Source organism: Acidiphilium sp. AL (genome assembly GCF_025499445.1).
GTDB classification, from domain to species: Bacteria; Pseudomonadota; Alphaproteobacteria; order Acetobacterales; family Acetobacteraceae; genus Acidiphilium; species Acidiphilium iwatense.
Genome location: NZ_JAIMBZ010000001.1, coordinates 89,212 through 113,686, shown reverse-complemented (window position 1 = coordinate 113,686; position 24,475 = coordinate 89,212). Strand labels below are relative to the sequence as shown.

Here is a 24,475-nt window from a genome sequence, read left to right as displayed (position 1 = left end):
AACCGAAATCGGGTGACGGTCAATCTTTGCCGGCGCCGGCCGGTTCGGGCAGGATCGGCCGCATGGCGATTCGCACGATTTTGCTCCATAGCGAGGCTGAGACAGTCGCCCTCGCGCGCGAACTGGCCGCGCGCGCTACGGCGGGCGACGCTGTCTTGCTCACGGGGCCGCTGGGTGCCGGGAAATCCACCCTGGCCCGCGCTTTCATCCGCGCCCGCGCCGGCGATCCCGCGCTCGATGTGCCGAGCCCGAGCTTCACCCTGGTGCAGAGCTACGATCTCGACCCGCCGATCGCGCATTTCGACCTCTGGCGGCTCGGCGGCCCGGACGAGGTCGCCGAACTCGGCTTCGAGACGGCGCTGGCGGGGATCGCTCTGGTCGAATGGCCGGAAAAATTGGGGCCTCTCGCGCCCCGCGACGCGCTGACCATCACCCTCGCCTGGGGCGACGGCGAAATCCGCCATGCGACGCTCGATGGCCCCGAACGGCTCGTCGCGGGCGCTACATGACCCCGAATATCGCCGCATTCCCGCTGGCTGCGCAGTTTCTGCCCGCCCTCGCCCATGCCTGGCTCGATAGCGCCGCCGCCGAGGGACGCGATCCGGCCGACGGGCTGCTGATCCTGCCGACCCGCCGTGCCGCCCGTGCCGCCGCCGCCGGGTTTCTTGCCGCCCATGGCAAGCCGCTAATCCTGCCGCGCATCACCGCCATCGGCGCTCCCGACGAAGCTTCCCTCGGCATCGCCGGCGGGCTCGATCTGCCGCCGGCGATTCCGCCCGAGGAACGGCGGGCAATTCTGGCACGGCTGATCCTCGGCATGGCCGGGCGGGACGGCGCGCCGACCCGGCTTGCCGAAGCGCTGACCCTTGCCGACGACCTTGCACTCCTGATCGACGCGGCGGAACAGGCGGAAATCGATCTCGCCGAAACCCTGCCCGGCATCGTCGCCCCCGATCTCGCCGAACACTGGCAGCGCACGCTGGATTTCCTCGGCATCGTCACCCGCGCCTGGCCGGAGATTCTCGCCGCGCGCGGCGCGGTCGATCCGGCGCGGCGGCTGCGCCTGCTGCTCGATACGCAGGTGACCTTCTGGCGCGACAATCCGCCGGCACAACAAGTCTGGCTCGCCGGCATCGCCGCAGGATCTCCTGCGGTCGCCCGGCTTGCCCGCGTGGTCGCCGGGCTCGACCAGGGCAGGGTGATCCTGGCCGGATTCGACCCGGATTTGTCCGATGCGGCCTGGGACGCGCTGGATTCATCTCCCACCCATCCGCAAGCCGGGCTGCGCCGTCTGCTCACCGCCATGGGCGCGCGGCGCGAGGAGGTCGCATCATGGCCGGCAAAAAACGCCGCCAGCCGGCCCAACCGGATTGCCCTGCTGCGCCGGGCTTTCCTGCCCCCGGCGGCGCTCGCCGAATGGCAGACGCAATTCGTCGAGCTGGTCGAGGGGATGTTCCGGCTCGACGCCGCCGACGAACAGGACGAGGCGCGCGCCATCGCGCTCGCGCTGCGCGACGCGTTGGAAACACCGAGCCGCGATGCCGCCCTGGTCACGCCGGATCGCGGGCTGGCGGTGCGGGTGTCGGCGGAACTGGCACGCCTTGGCATCCGGGCGGAAGACAGCGCCGGCGAACCACTCGCCGAAACCCCGCCGGCGATTCTGCTTCGGCTGCTCGCCACGGCGCAGGCCGCGCAATACGCGCCGGTTCCATTGCTCGCTTTGCTGAAGCACCCGCTCGCCGCCGCCGGACGCAGCCCGGCGGTTTGCCGCGGATTTGCCCGCCGGCTCGATATCCTGCTCCGCAAGCATTTGCCCGGACCCGGATTCTCCGCCCTGCGCTACGCCGCAGAAGCCGAAAAGGATGCGGAACTCGCCGCGTTCATCGCCGCGCTGCAGACGCTGCTGCGGCCGCTGATCGACGCCGGCGGAGTGATGACGGCATCGCCCGCCGCGCTGATCGGAGCACTGATTGAAGCCGCCGAAGCGCTGACGAGTACCGACGAGGCGCCGGATGGCGCGAAACTCTGGGCCGGGGAGGCAGGAAGCACCCTGTCGGACCATCTCGCGCGGCAACTCGCGTCTCTCGATGGTCTGCCCGATATCGCCCCGAGCGAATTGCCCGCACTGTTCGATACGATCCTGGGGAATGCCAGGCTGCGCCGGACCCGCGCGCGCGATGCCAATCCCCGCGTCGCGATCTGGGGCATCATGGAAGCGCGGTTGCAGACCGTGGATACGCTGATCCTCGGCGGGATGGTCGAAGGCGTATTCCCGGCCGAGCCCGATCCGGGCCCCTGGCTGTCGCGCCCGATGCGTAAAGCCGCCGGGCTGCCCGACGATGCGGGGTTGATCGGCGAGGCCGCGCATGACGTGACCAGCCTGATCGCCACCTGCGATACGGTGATCCTCTCGGCGCCGCGCCGGCGCGGGCGGGCACCCGCCGTGCCCTCGCGCTTCCTCGCCCGGATCGAGCTTGTGCTCCGCGGCGCCGGGCGAAGTCTCGCCCGTCATCCCGCAGCAAGCTGGTCCGCGCAATTGGACCAGCCGGCGGCCCGCATCATCCGGCCGCGCCCGGCGCCGCGCCCGCCAGCCGAAGTCCGACCGATGCGCTACTCGATTTCCGAGATCACCACCCTGCTCGCCGATCCCTATGCGATCCATGCCAGCCGGATCATGCGGCTGACCCCGCTCAACCCGCTCGACGCCGAAACCGATACCAGGCTGTTCGGCACCATCGTTCATGAAGGCTTGAGGCAGGCGGCGACCGATCCGGTCTGGGCCGCGGCGCCGGATGCGGAGCAGAAGCTTGCCGCCGCGTTCGGCCGCGAACTGGGCAAGCAGCGGCTGCGCCGCGCGCTGGAGGCGTTCTGGCGGGTCAGGCTGGAGCGCATCGCCGGATGGATCGCGGCGATCGAACGGGACCGGCTCGCGGCGCACGGTCCGGCCGAGACGATCGCGACCGAAATTCCCGGATGCTGGGAATTCGATGGTTTTTTACTCCGTGGCCGGGCCGACCGGATCGAGCGCCGGGCGGACGGCATCGCGATCATCGACTACAAGACCGGCAGCCCGCCCGACGACCGGGCCATCGAAACCGGCGGCGCGCCTCAACTCCCGCTCGAAGCGGTGATCGCCGAAGCCGGCGGGTTCGGCGCATCCTGCCGCGGCACGGTGACGGAACTCGTCTACTGGAAACTGTCCGGCGGGGCGACCGAAGGCGAAACCCGCGCCATCCTGAAGGGTGACGCCGACCGGCTGCGCGCCGTGATCGACGCCGCGCGCAGCGAAATCCCCCTTCTGCTCGCGCGCTACGCCGATCCGGCAACGCCGTTTCTCGATGCGCCGCATCCCGGACGGCAAACTCATGATCGCCCCTTCGCCGGCATTTCCCGCCGCGCTGAGTGGGAGGACAGCGCGTGAGCCGCGCGGTCCAGGCCGCTGAAGCCGCCCAGCGTGCGGCCTCCGATCCACGTGTTTCGGCATTCGTCGGTGCCTCGGCGGGGTCGGGCAAGACCAAGCTGCTGACCGACCGGCTGCTCCGCCTGATGCTGTCCGGCGCCAGCCCGGCGCGCATCCTGTGCCTCACTTTCACCCGCGCGGCGGCGGCGGAAATGGCGATCCGGCTGCGCGACCGGCTCGGGCGCTGGGCGACCTTGGATAGCCTGACGCTCGATGCCGACCTCGAAAGCCTGGACGTGGTTACCACCGAGGCGAGTCGAAGCCGCGCCCGCTCGCTGTTCGGCGTGGTGCTCGACCTGCCGGGCGGGATGCGAATCGACACGATCCACGCTTTCTGCCAGTCGCTGCTGCGCCGGTTTCCGCTGGAAGCCGGCATATCGCCGCATTTCGCCGTCTCCGACGACTCGGAAGCCGCCGAGCGGCGACGCTCGGCGCGCGAATCCGTCCTCGGTGACCGGATGGATGCCTCCCATGCCGCGCTGCGCCTGCTCGCGGGGGAAATCTCCGAGCTGCAATTCGCCGAATTGACCGACCGGCTCCTCACCGATTCGCGTGCGCTGCTCACCCGCCTGCTCGACCGGCATCAGGATGCGGCGGCGATCGAGGCGATGCAGCGTGCCGCCCTCGATGCTCCCGAATCGGACGAAACCGAGTTGTGGGACGCGGCGGTCGCCCCACCGGACGAAATCTCGCTCGGCACCTGCCTGCGCCGGATTGCCACCGATAGTTCACCAAAAGCCCAGGAGCGCGCGCTGTTACTCCTCGATTGGCTTGCGAAGGATGCGGCGGGGCGCCTTGCCGCGTGGGAGGGCTGGCGCGACGGTTTCCTGACCGGCAAGGGCGAGGCTCGGGCGAAATCGGCCTTCGTGAGCAAGGCGCTCGACCAATCCGCCCCCGCTCTGGCCGAAACCATCGCCGCCGAACAGGCGCGGATCATCGCCCATGACGATCGGCTGGCGGCGCGCGACCTCGCGCGGCTCTCCGCCGCGCTGACCGGGCTTCTGCTGCCGATCCGCGCCGCCGAGGCCGGAGCGAAACTCCGCGACTCCCGCTTCGATTACGGCGATCTGATCGCCCGCGCCGCGCGGCTTCTGTTCGATCCCGGCGCCGCCTGGGTGCTCTATAAGCTGGACGGCGGGATCGATCACATATTGCTCGACGAGGTGCAGGATATCGCCCCCGCGCAATGGGGCGTGATCGACGCGATCGCCCAGGAGTTCTTCGCCGGAGAGGGGGTAAAAAATAATGCCGATCGCACGATCTTTGCGGTCGGCGACCGGAAACAGTCGATCTACTCCTTCCAGGGCGCCGATCTCGCCAGTTTCGACGCCTGGCGGAGCAAAATCGGCCGGCAGGTGCGCAACGCCGGGGCACTCTGGCACGAAGGCACGCTCGCGACCTCGTTCCGCTCCACCGCGCCCGTCCTCGCTTTGGCCGATCAGGTCTTCGCGACTGGCGAAGCGCGCGACGGCGTGGTTCTGCCGGGCGAATCGCTGATCCACGGGGTGAGTCGCGCGGGACAGGCCGGATCGGCGACACTCTGGCCGCTCGCCCCGGCCGACCCCGACCCCGAATTGCAGCCCTGGGCCGTCACCGACGATTACGCCCGCCAAGCCTCGGCGCGGCGGCGCCTCGCCGATGGCCTGGCCACCTGGATCAAGCGGCGGATCGAGACGAAAATGCCGCTTCTGTCGCGCGGCCGGGCGCTGACGGCGGGCGATATCCTGATCCTGGTGAGAACCCGGAACGAATTCGGCCCGGCGCTGACCCGCGCCCTGAAGGATGCCGGGGTTCCGGTCGCCGGGCTCGACCGCATGGTGCTGACCGAAAACCGCGCGGTCGCGGACCTGATCGCCCTCGCCCAGGCGCTGCTTCTGCCGGAAGACGATGTCGCGGTCGCGACGGTTCTGGCCAGCCCGCTCGGCGGCTTGTCGGACGATGATGTGATGGACCTCGCCATGTCCAGGCGCGGCAGCCTGCGCGATGCGCTGTTCGCCCGCGCGGCGGAGCGCCCGGTCTTCGCGGAAGCACGCGATCTGTTCGCCGCCGCGCAGGCACGGACGGATTTCGTTTCGCCTTACCGCCTGTTCGCCGAGGTGCTCGGGCCTTTGGGCGGACGGGCAAAACTCCTTGCCCGCCTCGGGCCGGAATCCGCCGAACCGATCGACGAGTTGCTGGCGACCGCGCTGGAGTATGGCCGGCGCGAACCCGCCAGCCTGCAAGGCTTCCTCGCGGCACTTGATGCCGCCGCCGCCGAAATCAAGCGTGAAGCCGAGGCTTCTGGCGATTCGGTGCGGCTGATGACCGTACACGGTGCGAAGGGGCTGCAGGCGCCTTTGGTCATTCTCCCGGATACCACGGGGATTCCCAAGCAAGGCAACACGCTGCACTGGATGGCAGTACCCCAGGACAATCTGCGCGTGCCGATATTCTGCCCGCGCGCCGGTCTGCGCAGTCAGGCAGTCGCGGATGCGGCTGCCGAGGCGCGAAGCGCGATGCTGGAGGAATATAATCGTCTGCTCTATGTCGCCCTGACCAGAGCCGAGGACCATCTGATCGTCTGCGGCGCCTCACCGAAGAACGGACCGCCGGCATCCTGCTGGTATGAGAAGATCCGCGCCGGGTTCGACCGGCTGAACGATGTTGTGGAAACCGGCATCGCCCTGCCCTGGGCTGAACACGCACGCGTCGCCGCCAGCGCGCAGACCGCCGCGCCGGACCGGACCGGGCGGCGCGTCACCGTCACCGCGGCCGATCCGCCGCCCTGGCTCGATGCCGGCTCCGGTTGGCGCGCCCCCCCGCCACCCTTGCCTTCCGGCCGGATCGACCGGCTGGTGCCGAGCCGCAGTGCCGAAGGCGGGGCATCCGGCCTTGCCAGCGCCTCGCCGCGCGCGGCGATGACCGCATCAGGCCGGGCGGCGGCGCTGGCGCGCGGCCGCCTGATCCATGCGCTGCTGCAGCATCTGCCCGATCTGCCCGAGCATCGCCGGCTCGGCGCCGCCCAGACCTATCTGCGCCAGAAGGCCCATGGCCTGAGCATCGGCGCCCAAGACGATATCGCCGCCTGCGTGATGCACGTGCTTGGCCATCCAGAACTGGCATCGCTATTCGGCCCCGATTCGCGCGCCGAGGCGCCGATCGCCGGCATCGTGAACGGCGTGGAAATCGGCGGCCTGATCGACCGGCTCGTGCTTCTGCCCGATCGCATCCTGATCGCCGACTACAAGACCGACCGCGCACCGCCTACCGCCCCCGAGGCGATTCCGTCGGCCTATCTCGCCCAGTTGGCCGCCTATGGCTCGGTGCTGCGGGCGATCCATCCCGACAAACCCGTTTCCACCCTGCTCATCTGGACCGCCACCGGCGCGGTCATGCCGGTGCCGGAGCCGCTGCTCATCCGCCATGCACCGCAACCGCACCAGCCATCATCGGCTTGATCCCATGGCGGCGACGCGCCATTCTGTGAAACAATTCTACAGGAGTCCCGCTCATGAGCGCTGTATCAAAACCCGTCTCCGACGCCGAATTCTCGATTTCGGTGCTGGAATCGAAGGAGCCCGTTCTGGTCGATTTCTGGGCCGAATGGTGCGGCCCCTGCCGCGTCATCGCTCCGGCCCTCGAAGAACTCGGTGGCGAATATGCCGGCAAACTTTCGATCGCCAAGGTGAATATCGACGAAAACCCGATGACGCCGACCAAGTTCGGCGTGCGCGGCATCCCGACCCTGATCCTGTTCAAGGACGGCAAGCCGGCGGCAACCCATGTCGGCGCGGCGCCGAAAAGTGTCCTGAAAGCCTGGATCGACAAGAACCTTGGCGATACAGCTCAAACCGCCAAGGCGGTTTGAGGGGCTGATGCCGCAGACCGACGAGGCGGAAACCCCGCCCGATGCGACGCCGATGATCCGCGCCATCGCCATGCCCGCCGACGCCAATGCCAATGGCGATATTTTCGGCGGCTGGCTGATGGCGCAGATGGACCTCGGCGGCAGCAACCTCGCGGGCCGCATCGCCCATGGCCGGATCGCGACCGTCGCGGTCGACGCGATGAGCTTCATCCGCCCGGTGAAAATCGGCGATGAAGTCAGCGTCTATGCCGATCTGGTGTCGGTGGGGCGCACCTCGATCCGCGTCAATGTCGAGGCGTGGCGGCGGGCGCGGGATTCGGCGAGCGAACGGCGCGTCACCAAAGCGGTGTTCACCTTCGTCGCGATCGACAGCGAAGGGCGGCCGCGCCCGATCGCGGCAGGTTCAGCCGATCTCCGATAGCGGGCGCGCAATGTCTTCCAGCGGCACGCGCGCGGCATCGACGCCGATGACGGCTTCGATGCACGCAGCAGCAGCCATCAGCCCACCGCCGAGCAGATAGCCGTAGAACACGTTGACTCGTGCGCCGCTGCCAATCAGCGCGCCGAACAGGATCGGGCCGATAATACCGCCCAGCGCCGTACCGAACGCATAGAAAATCGCGATCGCGATGGCACGGATTTCCAGTGGGAAACTTTCGCTAACCGTGAGATAGGCGGAACTCGCCGCCGCCGAGGCGAAAAAGAAAATCACCGTCCAGGCCGCGGTCTGCCCCGACGCGCCCAGCGTACCGAGCATGAACAAATACCCCGTCAGAGCCATCAAGATTCCAGAAATCGCATAGGTTCCGGCAATCATCGCGCGCCGGCCGAGCGAATCGAAGAATCGGCCCAGCAGAAGCGGCCCCGCGAAATTGCCGAGCGCGAAGGGCAGGATGTACAGCCCGACGCGGCCGCTCGGCACGCGATAGAATTTCGTCAGCACCAGCGCATAGGTGAAGAAAATCGCATTGTAGCAGAATGCCTGCGCGGTCATCAGCGAAATGCCGAGCATGGCCCTCTGGCGATAGCGCGTGAACAGGGCGTGCAACCCGACGCCGAACCAGGATGTTACATCGGTCCGAAGCCGGATTGTTTTCAACCTGGATTCGGGAGGGGCAGTGCTTACGCGCCGCTCGATTTCGGCCATGATCCGCTCCGCCGCTTCCGGGTCGCCATGGGTCATCAGCCAGCGTGGACTTTCGGGAATGAACCGGCGCAGCAGCAACGCGATACCGGCAATCGCGCCGCCGATGATGAAGGCGAGCCGCCAGCCATGGTCGGCTGCGACGATATGCGGATCGAGCGCCGCCAGCGCGCCAAGCGCACCAATTGCAGCACCGATCCAGTAGCTGCCGTTGATCACCAGATCGGTAAAGCCGCGCCGCCGTGCCGGGATCAGTTCCTGAATGGTCGCATTGATCGCCGAATACTCGCCGCCGATGCCGGTTCCGGTGACGAACCGGAACACCAGAAGCGACACAAAATTCCAGGACAATCCCGAAGCGATCGTTGCCAGGAGATAGACGAGCAAGGTGACGGTGAACAGACGCTTGCGGCCCAGGCGATCGGTCAGCCAGCCGAAAAACAACGCCCCGAGCACCGCGCCCGCCACATAGGCGCTGCCCAGTGCGCCGACATCGGCACTGGATAGATGCATCTCCGGCGCCTTCGCGATCGCGCCGGAAAGCGAGCCCACCATGGTGACTTCGAGTCCGTCGAGAATCCAGGTGACGCCAAGCGCCGTGACCACCAGCCAGTGAAACCGCGCCCAAGGCAATCGGTCGAGCCGGGCCGGAATATCCGTCACGACCGACGGCGTCGCCACCACGGGTTACAGATGCGGGCCAAGCAGCGAAAGATCGGCCTTCCCGAGCCGGTCCTTCGCCGTCTGCAATTGGTGCCAGTAGGGATATTGCAAGGGCGGCGCGCTCACCTTGTTCAGCTTTGCGCGTTCCGCCTCTGTCAGTTCCAGGCTTGCCGCGTTCAGATTATCGGCAAGCTGTTTTTCGTTGCGCGCTCCGATGATCACCGACGTCACCGCCGGGCGTCCCAGCAGCCACGCCAAGGCGATCTGCGCGCCGCTGACACCGCATGCGTCGGCAATCTCCACCAGCGCATCGACGATAGTCCATAATCTGGCTTCGTCATGGATCGGCGGTTCATCCCACCCCGCCAGTTGCCGCGAGCCTTCCGGCACTTTTCGATCGCGCCGATGCTTGCCCGACAGCAGCCCGCCGGCGAGCGGACTCCACACCAATACGCCAAGCCCCTGATCGATCGACAGCGGAATCAATTCGTTCTCCGCTTCGCGCGCCTGCAACGTGTAATGGATCTGCTGACTGACAAACCGCTGCCGATGCGCCGCATCCGCGACCCACAGCGCCTTCATCACATGCCAGGCGGAATAATTCGAACACCCCACGTAACGCACCTTGCCGTGGCGAATCAGCGTGTCCAACGCCTCAATCGTCTCTTCCAGTGGGGTCAACCCATCCCATTCATGCACCTGGTACAGGTCGATCACGTCCCGGCGCAGGCGTTTCAAGCTCGCCTCGCATCCGGCGACGATGTGGTGGCGCGACAGGCCGGCATCGTTCGGCCCGTCGCCCATCGGAAACCGCACCTTGGTCGCGATCAGTACGTCGGATTTGCGCTTGCCGCCCAAAACCTCGCCGACGATTTCCTCGGAGCCGCCCGTCGAATAGATATCCGCCGTATCGATCAGGTTGACCCCGGCATCGAAACACATATCGATCTGCCGGCGCGCCTCGCCGACCCCGACATTGCCGACCATCCCGAACACGCCCTTGCCGCCCATCGTCATGGTGCCGAGCGTCAGCGCCGAAACTTTCAGGCCGGACCGGCCGAGCAAACGATAATCCATGAATTCCCCCCCGTGGCTGAATGACAGTCGAACCGGGTTCATGTCGTATCGCGAAACGCTTTGCTCAAGGGCAGTTTTGAGCTGCTCCGATTCGGCAAGATCGACCCTATGACAGTTTCGAGAAACTTCCTTGAAGATTCCATGAAACTTCACGATTGCCCGGTGCTGAACGATTGCTTGCCATCCGTTCATCTGGTTTCTCCCGCCCGCCCGTTACGCGCCGTTACGCGCATCGATCTGGTCAACAAAGGAGAGCGGTCGTGGCCCCCAGCCGACACGTCAACATCAAGACAAACACCACACGCAAGACACTCATGGCGTTCCTGCTATCCGGCACGGCTTTCGCTCCGATTCTCGTCCACGCCCAGGCGGTGAACGCTGGCGAGGTGAGTGCTTCCGGCGCCGCCGCCCTACCCGGCACCACAAAGGCGCCGCCCCAGAAGAAAATTTTCAAATCCGGCACGACCCGGCGGGTTCTCGGCCGTGCGATCATGGACGCCGCCGGGCCGGTGGCAGGTGCCGCGCAAATCCTCTCCTACTCGCCCGGCGTGAATATTTCAGGCTACGGCAATAGCGGTGCATCGAAATACACCATCACGCTTGACGGCGTGCAACAAGGCTGGGGCGGTTACGGCGGCTTCACCGGCAACGGCGCGATTGGCGTGACCCTGGACGGCGTGCCGATCGTCGATCCTTCGACCGATCTTTGGCAATCGAACACGATTCCGCAAACCGGAATGATCCAGAGCACGACCGTCACCTACGGGCCGGGCAACCCGGTCGATCGCTGGTACAACAATATCGGTGGCGGGGTAGAGTTCACGCCGGCGCAACCGACGACAAAACCGGGCGGCGACATCACGCTGACCTATGGCAGCTACGGCCAGAAGAACATCGAGTTCGATCTGCGAACCGGCATTTATCACGGCTGGTCCACCGTGATCGCGGGTGGCGTCGGCGACGGCGACAGCTTCCGCACCGCCGCCGACGGATTTCGCAGCCCAGCCGAAAATTACTCGATCTATCTGAAAACCATCAAGCATTTCTCCGCCGGCAATATCCAGTTCGGCGGTTATTTCGCGCGCAGCGCGGGCTATCGCGTGCCGGTGATCCCCACCACGCCGCAGGCGGGCGTTACCATCACCGGCAATCCGGGACAGGCGGGTTCCACACTCTACAGTCAGAAGACCTCGGGCTATTACAGCGCGCTGCCATTCAATACCTATGAGAAATTCGACACCAATGCACTCTGGATGGTCTACGGCAAGGAGAATATCCATCTCGATGACTCGACCACCCTGCATAATCTGACCTGGTATGAGAATATCAGTCGGGTTCATTCGAGAATCACGGATCTCTACAACGCAAGACCGCAACAGGACGAATACAACAACCCTTATACTAATATATTCGGCGACAAGGTCTGGTTAACCGCGAAACTTCCATTCAATACGTTGAATTTCGGCGGTTACTATATTCATGACACCTACAACTCGCGCAACAATTTCTACAATCCGGCTGACGGCGGCAACAAACACATCGTGAACATCAAAGGCAAGATCCGTTCTTCCTATTTCAACCAGGACGATTTTGCTTTGTTCGTTCAGGATGATATCCACCCGATCAGCGCTCTGCACATTACTCCCGGCATCCGTTTCGTCAGCTTCCAGACCAGCTATTCGAACTCCTCGCTTCAGGATTTCGGCTTTGCTCCAGGAGTCATTCTGTCGACCCATTGCCCGCTCACCAGCGCATCCACCAAGGGCAACACGACGGATCAGGGCGCCAGTTGCGGTGCTCACGAAAGCCGCAATGGCGTCGAGCCGTCGCTTTCGGTCAATCTGCGGGTTCTGCCCTGGATGTCGGTCTATGGCAGCTACGAGGAAGCGTTGCGTACTCCTGCGCTCGGCGGCGGCGGCGGATTGTTCCAGTCGATCGATCCGAACTCGTATCACCTCGAACTCGGCCAGGAATTCCAGGCTGGCGCGAAATTCCACATCGATAACGCCGGATTCCTGCACCATTTCCTGGCAGGCGTGAGCTATTTCCACCTCCGCTACGCCAAGCAGGCGCTGAAATTCACGCTGGCCAACGGCAACACGATTTCCGCCAACGGCACCTCGCTCTATCAGGGCGCCAATTTGTTCTTCGACGACAATCCGATCTACGCCCTGCATGTCTTCGGCAACGCCTCGATCGTGCATGCAACCTATACCAACTACGTGACCGGCGCCGGCTCCGCCAAGCCCGGCACCAGCTACAATGGACGCAAGGTGCCCTATGTGCCGCAAACCAACCTGAATATCGGCGCCTATTACGAGTATCTGTTCGGTAGCACGCTGATTCAGCCGCGCGCCTGGTATCAGTTCACCGGCACTCAAAACCTGTTCAACAACATGACCGGCGCACCGAGTCGCCAGACCATGCCGGGATACGGCACCTTCAACCTGTCGCTCAAGGTGGCGATGCCGCTGACACTACCCTATGCCGGCAGGAAATCGGTCGATTTCAAGTTGACTGCTTTGAACGTCACCAACAACCGCTACAATCAGTATGAATATATTTCGTCCGGCGGTTATTTCGGGACCGCGAATGGTGGCTATCTGCTTGCCTATCCCGGCGCGCCGTTCACGATTTACGGCAGTATCGGGATGCATTTCTGATATCGTTGCAAACCCAAACCGTCATCGATCCTTCACACTATCGCGGCGCGGCGTCGGCTAAGGCTGCGCCGCGCCTGTAACCGCCGGAGACAGCGATTATGACTCTCGCCTATATCATCCATCTCGCCAATTATTCCGACGGCGTTCTCTATATCCTCGCGATCCTGTTCCTGCTCGCAACCGCGGTCATGCTCGATCGGGTCTGGTATTTGCGCCGGGCGATTCTGCGCGGCAATGCCCTGGTCCGGCGTATGGCCGGCATGGGCAGCCTGTCGCCGGGCGATCTTGAGCAGATGCGCGATTTCGCCGGCAGGCAACCCGAGGCCGTGCTGCTCGATACCGCCTTGCATCACGTGGCCGACGCCGATGCCGAGGCCATGGGCAACCGGATGGACGAGGCGATCATGCTGGTCGCCCCCCGACTCGACCAGCGCCTCTGGGTGCTCGACACCATCGTCACCTTGGCGCCCTTGCTCGGGCTGTTCGGCACCATCATCGGCATGTTCCATGCCTTCTCGGTTCTCGCCAGACCCGGCCATGCGTCCGCCGAAGTCACCGGCGGCGTCGCGGACGCTCTCGTCGCGACCGCTTTCGGCATCCTGATCGCGATGCTCGGCCTCGCCGCCTTCAACATGCTCTCCAACCAGGTGCGGTTGATCCTTCATCAGCTCGACACCATCAAAACCATGGTGCTCAACCGCACCGATGGCGCTCCCATCGTGCCGATGATGCGCGCGCGCACCGGCATCAAAGCCGTCGCCGAATAGAGGATTTGCTGTGAAACTCCGCTATTTCGAAGTCAAGAAGGCACGCGTCGAGATCATTCCCATGATCGACGTCATGCTATTCCTGCTGGTTTTCTTCATCATCGTCACCCTGCAGATGATTCCGGATGCCGGTGTTTCCCTGCAATTGCCGACATCGAGTCAGACCCATCGCCTGAAGCACCCGAAATTCACGGTGAATATCCTGAGGGACGGCACCGTGAAAGTGAAAGACAAGGTGTTTACCCCCGATCAGCTCACATCCCTGTTTCAGTCGGACGGCGACACGGTAAAGACCCAGGTGACCATCGCGGCCTCGAAGCATGTCGCGTTCCAGCATTTCGTCACCGTGATGGATGCCGCGCGCAGAGCCGGTGTCACCGATATCGGCATCGCCGCCAAGCCGACGGCTGAATAATGTCGGCTGTGATCGGAACAAACCGTGCTTCGCCCATCATGCAGGAGCGCGACCTGTTCGGCCGTGCTCTGGGCGTGGCGCTGGTCCTTGAAATTATCGCCGTGATCGGTTTTGTCCATTTCACAAATCAAGCCGGTCCGGTCGCCAATCACCGACCGCGCATCATGAAGATCCAAATGATCGCGCCGCCGCCGAAACCGAAGCCACTGCCCAAGCCGCCGAAACCGATACCGCCGCCACCCCTGCCGCTCGCACCGCCGAAGCCGCTCCCGCCGCCGCCTAAGCCAATCCCAAAACCGCGACCAATTCCGCACCCGGTGAAACCGATACCGCATATCGCGGTACCGAAACCGCAACCGCCCCCGCCGCCACCGCAGCCCGTCGTCTCGGCGGCACAGCAGGAAAACGCGACCGAGCGCTACGCAGCCCTAGTCCATCAATCGGTCCAGAACGATCTCCGTGTGCCGCAGCTCGTCGAAATGATGCATTTGCGCGGGATAACGACCGTCGCGATCGACATCGCCCCCAGCGGTGCGCTGCTCGGCGTGTCGGTCATCCGCTCGTCCGGTGCGCCACCAATCGACAAGGCTGCGCTGGCATCGGTGCGGGCGACCCGATTCCCGCCCTTCTCACCGAAAATGCCGCATCATCCCATCACCTTCACCTTGCAGGTCAAGCTGCGCGCCGGCTGAACCGCAAACGCTGCATCGAATGCCGCACCGATCAGGATCAAGGCGGGCGATGTGAGATCCTCCGCCGCGATCCCATCGGCAAGATCGATCAGCCGCCCGTTTCGGTACCGTTCGTCGGGACGGCTGATATTGGTCACGATCACGCCGGGCGTCGCCGGGTCGAGTCCGGCGTCGATCAGTCGTTCCGCAATCGCCCGTGCGTGCCGGGCCCCCATGTAAAACGCAAAACTCGAACGCATCCGCGCCAAAGCCGGCCAATCCTGCTCCGGCAAACTTCCGTCGCTGCCATGGCCGGTGATGAATATCACGCTTCGGGCCACATCGCGCGATGTCAGCGACGCCTGGATCGATGATGCGGCGGCGCTTGCCGCGGTAATGCCGGGAATTACCACGACCTCGATATCCGCCGCACGCAGCGCCGCGATTTCCTCGCTGGCTCGGCCGAAAATCATCGGATCGCCGCCCTTCAGTCGCAATACCCGCGCGCCGTTCATCGCCTCCGCGATCAGCGATGCGTTGATTTCGTGCTGCTTCATGGCATGATGGCCGCATCTTTTGCCGACATTCACCAGCCTAGCGGTCGGGGCCAGTGCAAGAATCCGCTGCTCGACCAGCGCATCGTGCAAAATCACCTCGGCGGCCTCGATGGCGCGCAGCGCCTTCACCGTCAGCAATTCAGGATCGCCCGGCCCGGCTCCGGCAAGAACGACGGGATGAATCTCGCGGTCAACCTGCTGCGAGAATCGGTTCATGGTGCAAAAATCCTTTGAGTTCGGAAATGCAGGAACCGCAGCCGGTTCCTGCCTTCGTCGCCGCACCGATCGCGTCGATCGTCGCAAGCCCCCGCACCTTGATTGCGGCACGTATCATCGGTTCGGTCACCTGATGACAGACACAAACGATCCCGCCTCCCGGCGCGGCGCTGCTCGCTCCGCGTCCAGCCAGCAGAACCGCCGGATCGGGCTCGACCCATCGTCGCGCAAACAGCTTTTCCAGAGAATCGGCCGACGGTAGCGCCGCTCGATCGGAAGCGACATGCAGCACGAATACCAAGACCCCGCCCCTCATCACCGCGAGACGAAATACGCCGCGCCGCGCATCCGTATAGTCGAGCATTTCGACCGTTTCTGGAAGTTCCAGAAGAGAACTGGCCAAGGACCGGCAAGTCGTATCCTCGCGCAAAGGCAAGAATCCAGTGAAGCCGAACTGAACCAGTCCTCCCACGCGCGGCGTGCGCGACCACACCGCATGGTCGTTTACCTTGGATCGCACCGAAAGCACCGTGCGCGCAAGCGCCACGCCATGCCACTGGGCCACGATACGCCTCATCGTTACTTTGCCATGCTTGAAGGCTGGTTCACCGGAAATCGGATCTCGCTCGGCGCCCGCCAGCATATTGACCGTGCTTGCGCTGCCATGCGCCTCGGTCCAGTGCATTGCCATGAAGATCGAACCCGAGGCCTGGTCCGCTCCGATCATGGCCGGCAGAATCAATTGTCCCCGTTCGTTGCCGATCGCGGCCAGATCGCCGGTCGCGATGCCCAACCGCGCGGCGTCGGCCGGTGCAATGGTCGCGGCCGCCGCCTCGCGATGCGCCATGAGCTCCGGCACGCGCCCGGTGCGCGTCATGGTGTGCCACTGGTCGCGCAACCGCCCCGTATTCAGCGTGAATTTTTTCTCCTCATCTACCGCTCCATGCTCGGCTGAGACAGCCACAAACCGCGCCCTGCCATCGGTCGTCGGGAACCTGCCGTCGCCGAACAGACGCGGCTCCGCCCGGCCGACGGGCCATTGAATTGGCCGCATCGCGTCATAATCCTCATCGGGCATCGCCGCGAGCGGACCCAGATCGAACACTCGCGCACCATCGTTCTCGAAAGTTGACAAAGCGGCATGTTCTCGGAAAATCGACGCCGTGCTGGAGTATGCGAAAGCTTCGCCAAATCCCATGCGGCACGCAACTTCCTTGAACATCCACCAATCCGGTTTGGCCTCACCCGGTGCTGGACGGAATGCGCGCTGGCGTGAGATCATGCGCTCGGAATTGGTGACAGTACCATCCTTCTCCGACCAGCCGGCGGCCGGCAGAACCACATCGGCACGCGACGATGTCGCCGTCGGCCAGCAATCGGCAACAACGACGAAGGGGCAACGTTCGAGAGCTTCGCGAACAAGCGCGCTGCGCGGCAAAGATTCGGCCGGATTGGTGCCGGCAATCCACAATGCCTTGATCCGTCCGTCATGCACCGCGTCGAACAAATCGATCGCCTTGAGGCCCGGCTTGCGAGCGAGATTCGGCGCATTCCAGAACCGCGCCAGAATATCCCGATGCGCGGAATCGTCGAAGGAAAGATGGGCGGCGAGTTGAGTCGCGAGACCGCCCACTTCGCGTCCGCCCATCGCGTTCGGCTGTCCTGTAAGCGAAAACGGCCCCGCACCCGGCTTGCCGATCCGTCCGGTAGCGAGATGCAGGTTCAAAATCGCATTTACGGTGTCGGTTCCGATGACCGATTGATTGACACCTTGGGAAAACGCCGTGACGAGCCGCGGCGTGCCGGCGATCATGTCGGCAAATTGGTCAAACAACTCGGCGTCGATACCAGGATCGGCCTGGTGCGCCATTGCCAAGGCGGCGTCGAACCCAGCCGTATGCCGGGCAATGAAATCGTAGTCGAGTGCGCCTTTTGCCGCACATTTGGCAAATAGCGCGGCAAATAACGCAAGATCGCCACCAGGTGCGATTTGAATGTGCAGATCGGCGAGATCGGCCGTCGCACTCCGGCGTGGGTCGATCGCGACGATCCGTGTCCCCCGTGATTCACGCGCCCGCAACGCGCGCTGGAACAACACAGGATGACACCACGCCGCGTTTGATCCAACAAACAAAATCAAATCGGCTTCGTCGAAATCCTCATAAATGCCCGGCACCAGATCCTCGCCAAATGCCCTGATCTGAGCCGCCACCGGCGAAGCCATACACAGGCGCGAGTTGGTATCGATATTGCCGGAGCCGATGAATCCCTTCATCAGCTTGTTAGCGATATAATAATCCTCGGTCAGGAATTGTCCCGACACATAGAACGCAACCGAATCCGGTCCACGCTCGGCAATCGCCTCGCCAAATCGCTTTGCCACGACATCGAACGCTTCGGGCCAACTCGCTTGTTGTCCACCGATCATCGGAGCGACCAGCCGGTCCCGGTCATCCAGGGTCAACCCAAGCGTCGTGCCCTTTACGCACAGCTTGCCACGATTCGCCGGATGATCGGGATCGCCAACAATCCCATCCCGTCCGGCAACAACCCCGCATCCGACCCCACAATACGGGCAGGTCGTGTTCATCAGGCCGCGATCGGTCCAGCAATGCCGAGCAGAATCCGTCCCGCTTCAATGCGAAGCGGAAACCGCGCGACACAAGGGGCATCCTCGTCCGAAGCAGAACCCGTTTCCAGCGAAATCACCCAGTTATGAAGCGGGCATGTCACGCCATGGCCGTGCACGATGCCTTGACTCAATGGTCCGCCGCGATGAGGGCAGCGATCGCGCAATGCGAATATAGCGTTATCGCCGGTACGAAAAATCGCGACCGGCCCATGTGCCGTTGACACCGTGCGCGCGCCGCGCGCCGGAATCTCGTCCACCGCCGCGATATCGACAAAAACCGGATCGACCATCATGCCATCCATCAGACCAGCTCCGCGACATCGACATAGCTTGGCGGCGTCGGGCCGGCGGAACGCTCTTCCCATGGATCGACCTGTGCGAATTGCTGGGCATGATGGAAGCGCTCGGCCAGAGCGGCGCGTCCTTCGGCATCCTCGACAATGCGCGACTTCACGTAATCGATGCCGACCCGCTCGATCCAATGCGCCGTCCGCTCCAAATATAGCGCTTCCTCCCGATAGACCTGAAGAAAGGCAGCGCAGTATTCAAGAACCTCATCCGCCATCGTCACCTTGCACAGCAGCTCGGCACCGCGCAGCTTGATTCCGCCATTGCCGCCGACCAGCAGATCCCAACCCGCCTCGGTTGCGATCACGCCGAAATCCTTGATCGAGGATTCCGCGCAATTGCGCGGACAACCCGACACCGCCATTTTGACCTTGTGCGGATGCCACGAGCCCCAGGACATCTTCTCCAGCGCGATTCCCATCGCCGTCGAATTCTGTGTCCCGAACCGGCACCATTCCGACCCCACGCAGGTTTTCACGGTACGCAGCGCCTTGCCATAAGCATGACCGGACACCAGGCCCGCCGCATTCAGATCGCGCCATACCGCAGGCAGATCCTCGCGCCTCACTCCTAGCATGTCGATGCGCTGGCCGCCGGTTATCTTGACTTCTGGAATGTCGAATTTTTCGACCACATCGGCGATCGCGCGCAATTCCCGCGCATTGGTCACTCCGCCCCACATGCGCGGCACAACCGAAAACGTTCCGTCTTTCTGGATATTCGCGTGCATTCGTTCGTTGACGAAGCGTGACTGCGCATCATCGACATATTCACCCGGCCATGCGCAGAGCAGGTAAAAATTCAGTGCCGGCCGACAGGAATGGCAACCATCCGGTGTCTTCCATTCCAGCGCCTGCATCACGGCCGAAATCGATTTGAGATCACCCCCCAGGATACGTCGCCGCACTTCGTCATGCGACAGATCTGTGCACGTGCACATCGATTTTACCATGACCGGCGCGTAGGCATTGCCGATTGTCGCCTTAAGAAGCGCCTCGACCTGCATCGTGCATGAACCGCAGGACGACGAGGCCTTGGTACGTGCACGAACGGCTTCCAGCGTCGTGAGGCCGAATTCGGAAATCGCCGAGACGATCTTGCCTTTTGCGATCCCGTTGCAACCGCAAATCTCGGCATGATCCGGCAGCGCCAGAACCACCTCCGCCGGGCCGGCCGCCCCATCCAGTGCAGGGCCGAAAATCACGCTGTCCCGAAACGTTTCGATATCCGTTTCGTCTTTCATCAACTGAAAGTGCCACCCGGAATCGCGCGCATCGCCAAACGCCACGATGCCGACGATCCGATTTTCCCGCAACACCAGTCGCTTGTAGATGCCACGCGACGCATCGCGCAGAACGATATCGTCGGTCGTCGCATCGCCCATGAAGGCGCCGGCCGAGACCATATCGATCCCCGAAACCTTCAGCCGCGCGATGCTCACGGTCGGGCAAAATCCCGGCCCCTGATTACCCGTCATGGCATTCGCGGCAATCTTGGCCATTTCCCAGATCGGCGCGACCAGCCCGAACACCTCGCCGTCATGCTCGACGCATTCGCCGATCGCGAAAATCTCTGGATCGGAGGTCCTCATCCAGTCATCGACAATCACTCCGCGGTTACACGTAAGGCCGACGGCGCGTGCCAACCCTGCGTTAGGACGAATTCCGACCGCCATCACCACAAGATCCGCCTCGATTTCCGTGCCATCCTTCAGCCGCACTGCCCGCACTTGTTCGTCCCCCACAAAGGTGGCGGTTTCGGTCGCGGTCAGAATGGTCATACCCCGCGCGGTCAGCGCGCGTTCCAATAGATGCGCCGCGGAGGCATCGAGCTGGCGTTCCATCAATGTCGGCATGAGATGGATTACGGTGACATCGGCGCCACGCAGATTAAGCCCGTGCGCTGCCTCAAGACCCAGCAATCCGCCACCGATCACCACGGCCTTGCAGCCTGGCTTGGCCACCGCGAGCATGTCCTCGACATCCGCGACAGTCCGAAACGTCTGCACGCCGTCGAGTTCCGCACCCTGGATCGGCAAGACGAACGGATTCGATCCGGTCGCGAGAAGCGCGATGTCGTAGGGCACGTCGTTGCCGTGAGCGCCTCGCACGATGCGCTTCTTGCGGTCGATCCAATCGACATGTTCGCCGGCGATCAACCGAATGTTATTCGCTTCATACCAATCATAATCGTTGAGCACGATGTCGGTGAAATTCTTGTCGCCGGCCAGAAGCGGCGACAGCATGATCCGGTCGTAATTCGGCTGCGGCTCGCCACCGAACACCGTGATATCGAAATATCCCGGTGCGGCCGAAAGAATTTCTTCGACGGTTCGCATTCCCGCCATGCCGTTGCCGATCACGACAAGGCGCGGACGCGACATTTTGAAGCCATCCATATTATCGCTCCTTGTCAAATGCGAACCGGCGCGCCATCGACGACATCCCCGGAAGCGAAATCGGCACGCCAGCGGCGTTTGACCGCGATCAGTCCGGCAAAGGCAACCAGGGCAAGACCTGCAAAGATCAGGAAACCAGCCTGATACGAGCCCGTGAACTGTTTCGAATAACCAAGGCTCGATGCGAGATAGAACCCGCCAACACCGCCCGCCATGCCAACCAGCCCGGTCATCACGCCGATTTCCCGGCCAAACCGGATCGGCACAAGCTGAAACACCGCGCCATTGCCCATGCCGAGCGCCAGCATCGCGATGACGAAGGTACCAAGGGTGAGTGCCGTCGTCGGCAGGCCGATGCTCACCAATGCAAGTGCCGACGCTGCAACGAGATAGAATACCGAAAGCGCGCGGATGCCGCCGAATCGATCGGCAATGAAGCCACCCACCGGACGGAACATTGAGCCCGCAAACACACAGGCGGCCGTCGCATAGCCGGCGGCAACGGGCGCTAACCCATACTGGGTGTGGAAATAAATCGCGAGCGACGCAGCCAGCCCTACGAAACCGCCAAAGGTCACGCTGTAGAACAGCATGAACAGCCAGGTGTCCCTGAGTGCCAGCACGCGCAAATAGGCGGCGATGCTCTGCGGCGCCGGATGGTTCGGGCTGTCCTTGGCGAGCAGTATGAACGCCACGAGCACCAGCATCATCACCAGCGCCGCAAGACCGAACACGTTGGTAAAGCCGAGGGCGAGCCCAAGAGCAGGTGCGAATAACGCGGCCAGAACCGTGCCGGAATTGCCCGCTCCGGCGATACCCAGCGCTGTGCCCTGATGCTCCTTCGGATACCAGCGCGAAGCCAGCGGCAAGGCGATCGCGAAGGACGCGCCTGCAAGACCGAGCACGATGCCGAGCAACTGCACCGCGCGAAAATCGGGGATGCCGAGGTGCCACGCTGCAAGCAGTCCTACGATCACCAAAACCTGGGCGACGATTCCGGTACGCTTCGCGCCGAACCGATCCACCGCCAGACCATTGACAATCCGCAGCAAAGCGCCGGCGAGAACCGGCGTCGCTACCATCAACCCTTTATGCGCGGGGTCGAGATGCAGCGCCTTACCGATCTGCACGCCGAGCGGTCCGAGCAACACCCAGACCATGAAGCTCATGTCGAAATACAGAAACGCCGCGAACAAGGTGGGCAAGTGCCCCGATTTCAGAAAGGATTTATTCTGGGGCACAGCCATGGTCGCTCTCCTGCGGATATGTCGATCCGCGAAGCGGCCTTCCTTGGCACGCAATTTCAAAACGGAGCCGGAGGCCCAACCATCCTATCGCGACCACCCTTGGCCACCATAGGGGCACTGCATATGCATGTGCAGTGCAGCAAGAACAATGCCAACATAAAAAATAGCTTATTTTCGAGCCTGTTCTACGAACATTAATTTAAATATCCTAAAAATTACTCATATTTTGCTTAAAAATAGATCGTTTGATGGAAAATTGACAACTCTGCCGCATCCGGTCGTTCGAGCCAGCAGTCTTTCGCGAGAAATGCCGATGCGGGTTTTTGTGCGTTCATGCCAAATCCTCTCCCGCCTCGCGCAATAGCGCGCGGGCGACCTCCGGCAACCGCATCTGACGCTCCATGGCGCGTCTTTGCAGAAACCGATGCGCGACAGGTTCGGCCATGCCATCGCGCCGCATCAGCAACCGCTTTGCCGCGTCCACTCGGCGCCGATCGGCCAACTCCGCCTCTGCCGCGGCAAGCCGTGCCTCGCGCGTTCTGGCATAGCGGAACAGGGCGATGGCGCTGCGCAAAACCGGCCTGATATCGGCGATCACCGCCGCGTTGACGTGGTACGACACAACGCCGGCGGTAATCGCCGCCTCCATGAAGGCGGGATCATCCTCGTCGACGAACAGCGTGACCGGCACGCCGCTCGCCGTTACTTTGCGCACTTGCTCGGGGCTGCCGCGATCCGGCCGTGCCATGTCCACGATCACCAGATCCGGCCGTTCCGTGTTCACGATGTCGGCGAGGGTGGAGGCCGGCGGTGCTATTCTGACACGCCCGACGCCCATCTGTTCGAGCCTTACGGCCAACGCCGCGGCACGCACTGAATCGGTCTCGGCGATCAGGATGTCCACGTTGCGGCGCTGGCCCCGTCTTGTCTTGCAGGATGCTGCAATGCAAGATGGCTGCCAACGCAGCCACACCATCAGTCGAGAAACAATTTCCCCGGATTGAGAATGCCGCGCGGATCGAGTGCCGCTTTGATCACGCGCATCATCTCGAGGGCCGAAGCACCGTGCTCGCGGAGCAGGAATTCGCGCTTGCCGATGCCCACGCCGTGCTCACCGCTCGCCGCCCCGCCGAGGTCGAGCGCCTGTGCCACGATCTCACGGTCCAGCGCCCAGGCACGCTCGGCACCCTCCTTCGTGTCGGGATACAGGATCAGCACGTGGAAATTGCCGTCGCCGACATGACCGACGATGCAGGCATGGAGGCCCGATTGCGCCACCGAGTCACGGGCCTGTTCGATCGCCTCGGCAAGCCGCGAAATCGGCACGATGGTATCCGTCGAGAATGCGCCGTGCCCCGGATAGGCCGCGCGCGCCGCCCAGTAGGCGTCGTGCCGGGCCTGCCAGAGCTTGGTCCGCGCCTCGGTTTCGGTCGCGAAGGCAAAGCCCGAGCCGCCATGCTCGGCGGCGATCGCTTCGGCCATCGCGGCCTGCTCGGCAACGCCCTGTGCGGTGCCATGGAACTCGAACAGAAGCGTGGGCTGCGCCGCCATGCCGTCGAGCTTGGAATAGGCGATCGAGGCCGCCATCTGGGCCGCGTCGGCGAATTCGATGCGGGCGACCGGAATGCCGGCCTGCATGATCTCGATCACGGTTTCGACCGCGCCGCGCTCGGTGGCGAACCGGCACACCGCCGCGCCGATCGCCTCGGGAATGCCGTACAGGCGAAACTGGATTTCGGTGATGACGCCGAGCGTGCCTTCCGACCCGATCAGCAGGCGGGTCAGATCGTAGCCGGTCGCCGATTTGCGCACCCGCCCGCCGGTATCCACGATGGTGCCGTCGGCCAGCACCGCGCGCAGGCCGAGCACGTTTTCGCGGATCGTGCCGTAGCGCACCGCATTGGTGCCGGAGGCGCGGGTCGCGCACATGCCGCCGATGGTGCAATCCGCCCCAGGATCGACCGGGAAGAACAGCCCATGGTCGCGGAGAAAAAGATTGAGCTGCTTGCGGGTGACGCCCGCTTCGACCCTGGCGTCGAGATCGGCGTCGTTCACCGCTAGAACGCGGTTCATCCGGGTGAGATCGAGGCTGATCCCGCCCGCGACCGGCGTGACATGCCCTTCCAGCGAGGTTCCGGCGCCGAACGGCGTCACCGTCATGCGATGGGCGTGACACAGCGCCAGCAGCCGCGACACCTCCTCGGTCGATTCGGGAAACGCCACGGCATCGGGCAGATGCGTGGCCGGATTCGCCTCGCCATGCGCATGGGTTTCACGGATCGACGCGTTGAGGCTCAGCCGGTCGCCGAAAATCCCACGCGCGGCTTCGACGATATGCTCCATTTCCATGCGGAAACCCTACGCCGGCCG

The 24,475-nt window shown here is 63.7% G+C and carries 18 protein-coding genes; 9 read left to right on the top strand and 9 right to left on the bottom strand.

Annotated elements, in window-relative coordinates; translation table 11 throughout:
• Positions 1-62 precede the first annotated feature (62 nt).
• The 5 genes from tsaE to AiwAL_RS00425 are packed head-to-tail and all read left to right on the top strand — an operon-like array spanning position 63 to position 7,728.
• A complete protein-coding gene (gene tsaE, locus AiwAL_RS00445; RefSeq protein WP_262311899.1) occupies positions 63-509 on the top strand; it encodes a tRNA (adenosine(37)-N6)-threonylcarbamoyltransferase complex ATPase subunit type 1 TsaE in 447 nt (148 codons plus the stop codon).
• Positions 506-3,421, top strand: coding sequence for a double-strand break repair protein AddB (gene addB / locus AiwAL_RS00440; RefSeq protein WP_262311898.1), 2,916 nt, complete (start codon positions 506-508; stop codon positions 3,419-3,421). The genes tsaE and addB overlap by 4 nt, the downstream gene beginning before the upstream one ends.
• Positions 3,418-6,897, top strand: a complete 3,480-nt coding sequence (gene addA / locus AiwAL_RS00435) for a double-strand break repair helicase AddA (protein ID WP_262311897.1) — start codon at positions 3,418-3,420, stop codon at positions 6,895-6,897. Before addB ends, addA begins: the two co-directional genes overlap by 4 nt.
• 53 nt (positions 6,898-6,950) lie before the next feature.
• Positions 6,951-7,307 (top strand): thioredoxin, encoded by a 357-nt coding sequence (gene trxA, locus AiwAL_RS00430; RefSeq protein WP_235704764.1) that lies wholly within the window; start codon positions 6,951-6,953, stop codon positions 7,305-7,307.
• A 7-nt stretch (positions 7,308-7,314) separates the two neighbouring features.
• Positions 7,315-7,728: an acyl-CoA thioesterase gene (locus tag AiwAL_RS00425; protein ID WP_235704763.1), complete on the top strand. Its 414-nt coding sequence runs from the start codon at positions 7,315-7,317 to the stop codon at positions 7,726-7,728.
• Here the strand turns inward: AiwAL_RS00425 and AiwAL_RS00420 are convergent.
• Both AiwAL_RS00420 and AiwAL_RS00415 read right to left on the bottom strand, forming a co-directional pair.
• A complete protein-coding gene (locus AiwAL_RS00420; RefSeq protein ID WP_235704762.1) occupies positions 7,711-9,135 on the bottom strand; it encodes an MFS transporter in 1,425 nt (474 codons plus the stop codon). The two genes, AiwAL_RS00425 and AiwAL_RS00420, sit on opposite strands and share 18 nt — an antisense overlap.
• A gap of 3 nt (positions 9,136-9,138) precedes the next feature.
• Positions 9,139-10,191, bottom strand: a complete 1,053-nt coding sequence (locus AiwAL_RS00415) for an aldo/keto reductase (protein WP_262311896.1) — start codon at positions 10,189-10,191, stop codon at positions 9,139-9,141.
• A 260-nt stretch (positions 10,192-10,451) separates the two neighbouring features.
• On the opposite strand from AiwAL_RS00415, the gene AiwAL_RS00410 reads away from it, so the two are divergent.
• From AiwAL_RS00410 to AiwAL_RS00395, 4 genes are all read left to right on the top strand, one after another.
• Positions 10,452-12,854, top strand: a complete 2,403-nt coding sequence (locus tag AiwAL_RS00410; RefSeq protein ID WP_262311895.1) for a TonB-dependent receptor — start codon at positions 10,452-10,454, stop codon at positions 12,852-12,854.
• A 98-nt stretch (positions 12,855-12,952) separates the two neighbouring features.
• The gene (locus AiwAL_RS00405) at positions 12,953-13,621 is read left to right on the top strand and encodes a MotA/TolQ/ExbB proton channel family protein (protein WP_235704758.1); all 669 of its coding nucleotides are present in this window, start codon (positions 12,953-12,955) and stop codon (positions 13,619-13,621) included.
• Positions 13,622-13,631: 10 nt separating this feature from the next.
• Positions 13,632-14,036: a biopolymer transporter ExbD gene (locus tag AiwAL_RS00400; RefSeq protein ID WP_235704757.1), complete on the top strand. Its 405-nt coding sequence runs from the start codon at positions 13,632-13,634 to the stop codon at positions 14,034-14,036.
• A gap of 38 nt (positions 14,037-14,074) precedes the next feature.
• Positions 14,075-14,728 carry an energy transducer TonB gene (locus AiwAL_RS00395; protein ID WP_262311893.1) on the top strand — a complete coding sequence of 218 codons (654 nt, stop codon included), beginning with the start codon at positions 14,075-14,077 and terminating at the stop codon, positions 14,726-14,728.
• On the opposite strand, the gene cobA is transcribed toward AiwAL_RS00395, so the two are convergent.
• From cobA to AiwAL_RS00360, 7 genes are all read right to left on the bottom strand, one after another.
• Positions 14,683-15,480: a uroporphyrinogen-III C-methyltransferase gene (gene cobA, locus AiwAL_RS00390; protein ID WP_262311892.1), complete on the bottom strand. Its 798-nt coding sequence runs from the start codon at positions 15,478-15,480 to the stop codon at positions 14,683-14,685. The two genes, AiwAL_RS00395 and cobA, sit on opposite strands and share 46 nt — an antisense overlap.
• The gene (locus AiwAL_RS00385) at positions 15,455-18,070 is read right to left on the bottom strand and encodes a molybdopterin-dependent oxidoreductase (protein WP_262311891.1); all 2,616 of its coding nucleotides are present in this window, start codon (positions 18,068-18,070) and stop codon (positions 15,455-15,457) included. Before AiwAL_RS00385 ends, cobA begins: the two co-directional genes overlap by 26 nt.
• Positions 18,070-18,414 (bottom strand): nitrite reductase small subunit NirD, encoded by a 345-nt coding sequence (gene nirD / locus AiwAL_RS00380; RefSeq protein ID WP_235704752.1) that lies wholly within the window; start codon positions 18,412-18,414, stop codon positions 18,070-18,072. The genes AiwAL_RS00385 and nirD overlap by 1 nt, the downstream gene beginning before the upstream one ends.
• Positions 18,414-20,858, bottom strand: a complete 2,445-nt coding sequence (gene nirB / locus AiwAL_RS00375) for a nitrite reductase large subunit NirB (RefSeq protein ID WP_262311888.1) — start codon at positions 20,856-20,858, stop codon at positions 18,414-18,416. Before nirB ends, nirD begins: the two co-directional genes overlap by 1 nt.
• 14 nt (positions 20,859-20,872) lie before the next feature.
• Complete coding sequence (locus AiwAL_RS00370; protein ID WP_235704750.1) at positions 20,873-22,105, bottom strand: NarK/NasA family nitrate transporter; 1,233 nt, start codon at positions 22,103-22,105, stop codon at positions 20,873-20,875.
• 331 nt (positions 22,106-22,436) lie between these two features.
• Positions 22,437-23,009 (bottom strand): ANTAR domain-containing response regulator, encoded by a 573-nt coding sequence (locus AiwAL_RS00365; protein ID WP_262311886.1) that lies wholly within the window; start codon positions 23,007-23,009, stop codon positions 22,437-22,439.
• 71 nt (positions 23,010-23,080) lie between these two features.
• The gene (locus tag AiwAL_RS00360) at positions 23,081-24,448 is read right to left on the bottom strand and encodes an FAD-binding oxidoreductase (RefSeq protein WP_407932551.1); all 1,368 of its coding nucleotides are present in this window, start codon (positions 24,446-24,448) and stop codon (positions 23,081-23,083) included.
• Positions 24,449-24,475: the final 27 nt, after the last annotated feature.

Coding starts and splice junctions, on each gene's coding strand:
- tsaE (WP_262311899.1), top strand. CDS start 63: ATGGCGATTCGCACGATTTTGCTCCATAGCGAGGCTGAGACAGTCGCC.
- addB (WP_262311898.1), top strand. CDS start 506: ATGACCCCGAATATCGCCGCATTCCCGCTGGCTGCGCAGTTTCTGCCC.
- trxA (WP_235704764.1), top strand. CDS start 6,951: ATGAGCGCTGTATCAAAACCCGTCTCCGACGCCGAATTCTCGATTTCG.
- AiwAL_RS00425 (WP_235704763.1), top strand. CDS start 7,315: ATGCCGCAGACCGACGAGGCGGAAACCCCGCCCGATGCGACGCCGATG.
- AiwAL_RS00415 (WP_262311896.1), bottom strand. CDS start 10,191: ATGGATTATCGTTTGCTCGGCCGGTCCGGCCTGAAAGTTTCGGCGCTG.
- AiwAL_RS00405 (WP_235704758.1), top strand. CDS start 12,953: ATGACTCTCGCCTATATCATCCATCTCGCCAATTATTCCGACGGCGTT.
- AiwAL_RS00395 (WP_262311893.1), top strand. CDS start 14,075: ATGCAGGAGCGCGACCTGTTCGGCCGTGCTCTGGGCGTGGCGCTGGTC.
- cobA (WP_262311892.1), bottom strand. CDS start 15,480: ATGAACCGATTCTCGCAGCAGGTTGACCGCGAGATTCATCCCGTCGTT.
- AiwAL_RS00385 (WP_262311891.1), bottom strand. CDS start 18,070: ATGAACACGACCTGCCCGTATTGTGGGGTCGGATGCGGGGTTGTTGCC.
- nirD (WP_235704752.1), bottom strand. CDS start 18,414: ATGGATGGCATGATGGTCGATCCGGTTTTTGTCGATATCGCGGCGGTG.
- nirB (WP_262311888.1), bottom strand. CDS start 20,858: ATGGATGGCTTCAAAATGTCGCGTCCGCGCCTTGTCGTGATCGGCAAC.
- AiwAL_RS00370 (WP_235704750.1), bottom strand. CDS start 22,105: ATGGCTGTGCCCCAGAATAAATCCTTTCTGAAATCGGGGCACTTGCCC.
- AiwAL_RS00360 (WP_407932551.1), bottom strand. CDS start 24,448: ATGGAGCATATCGTCGAAGCCGCGCGTGGGATTTTCGGCGACCGGCTG.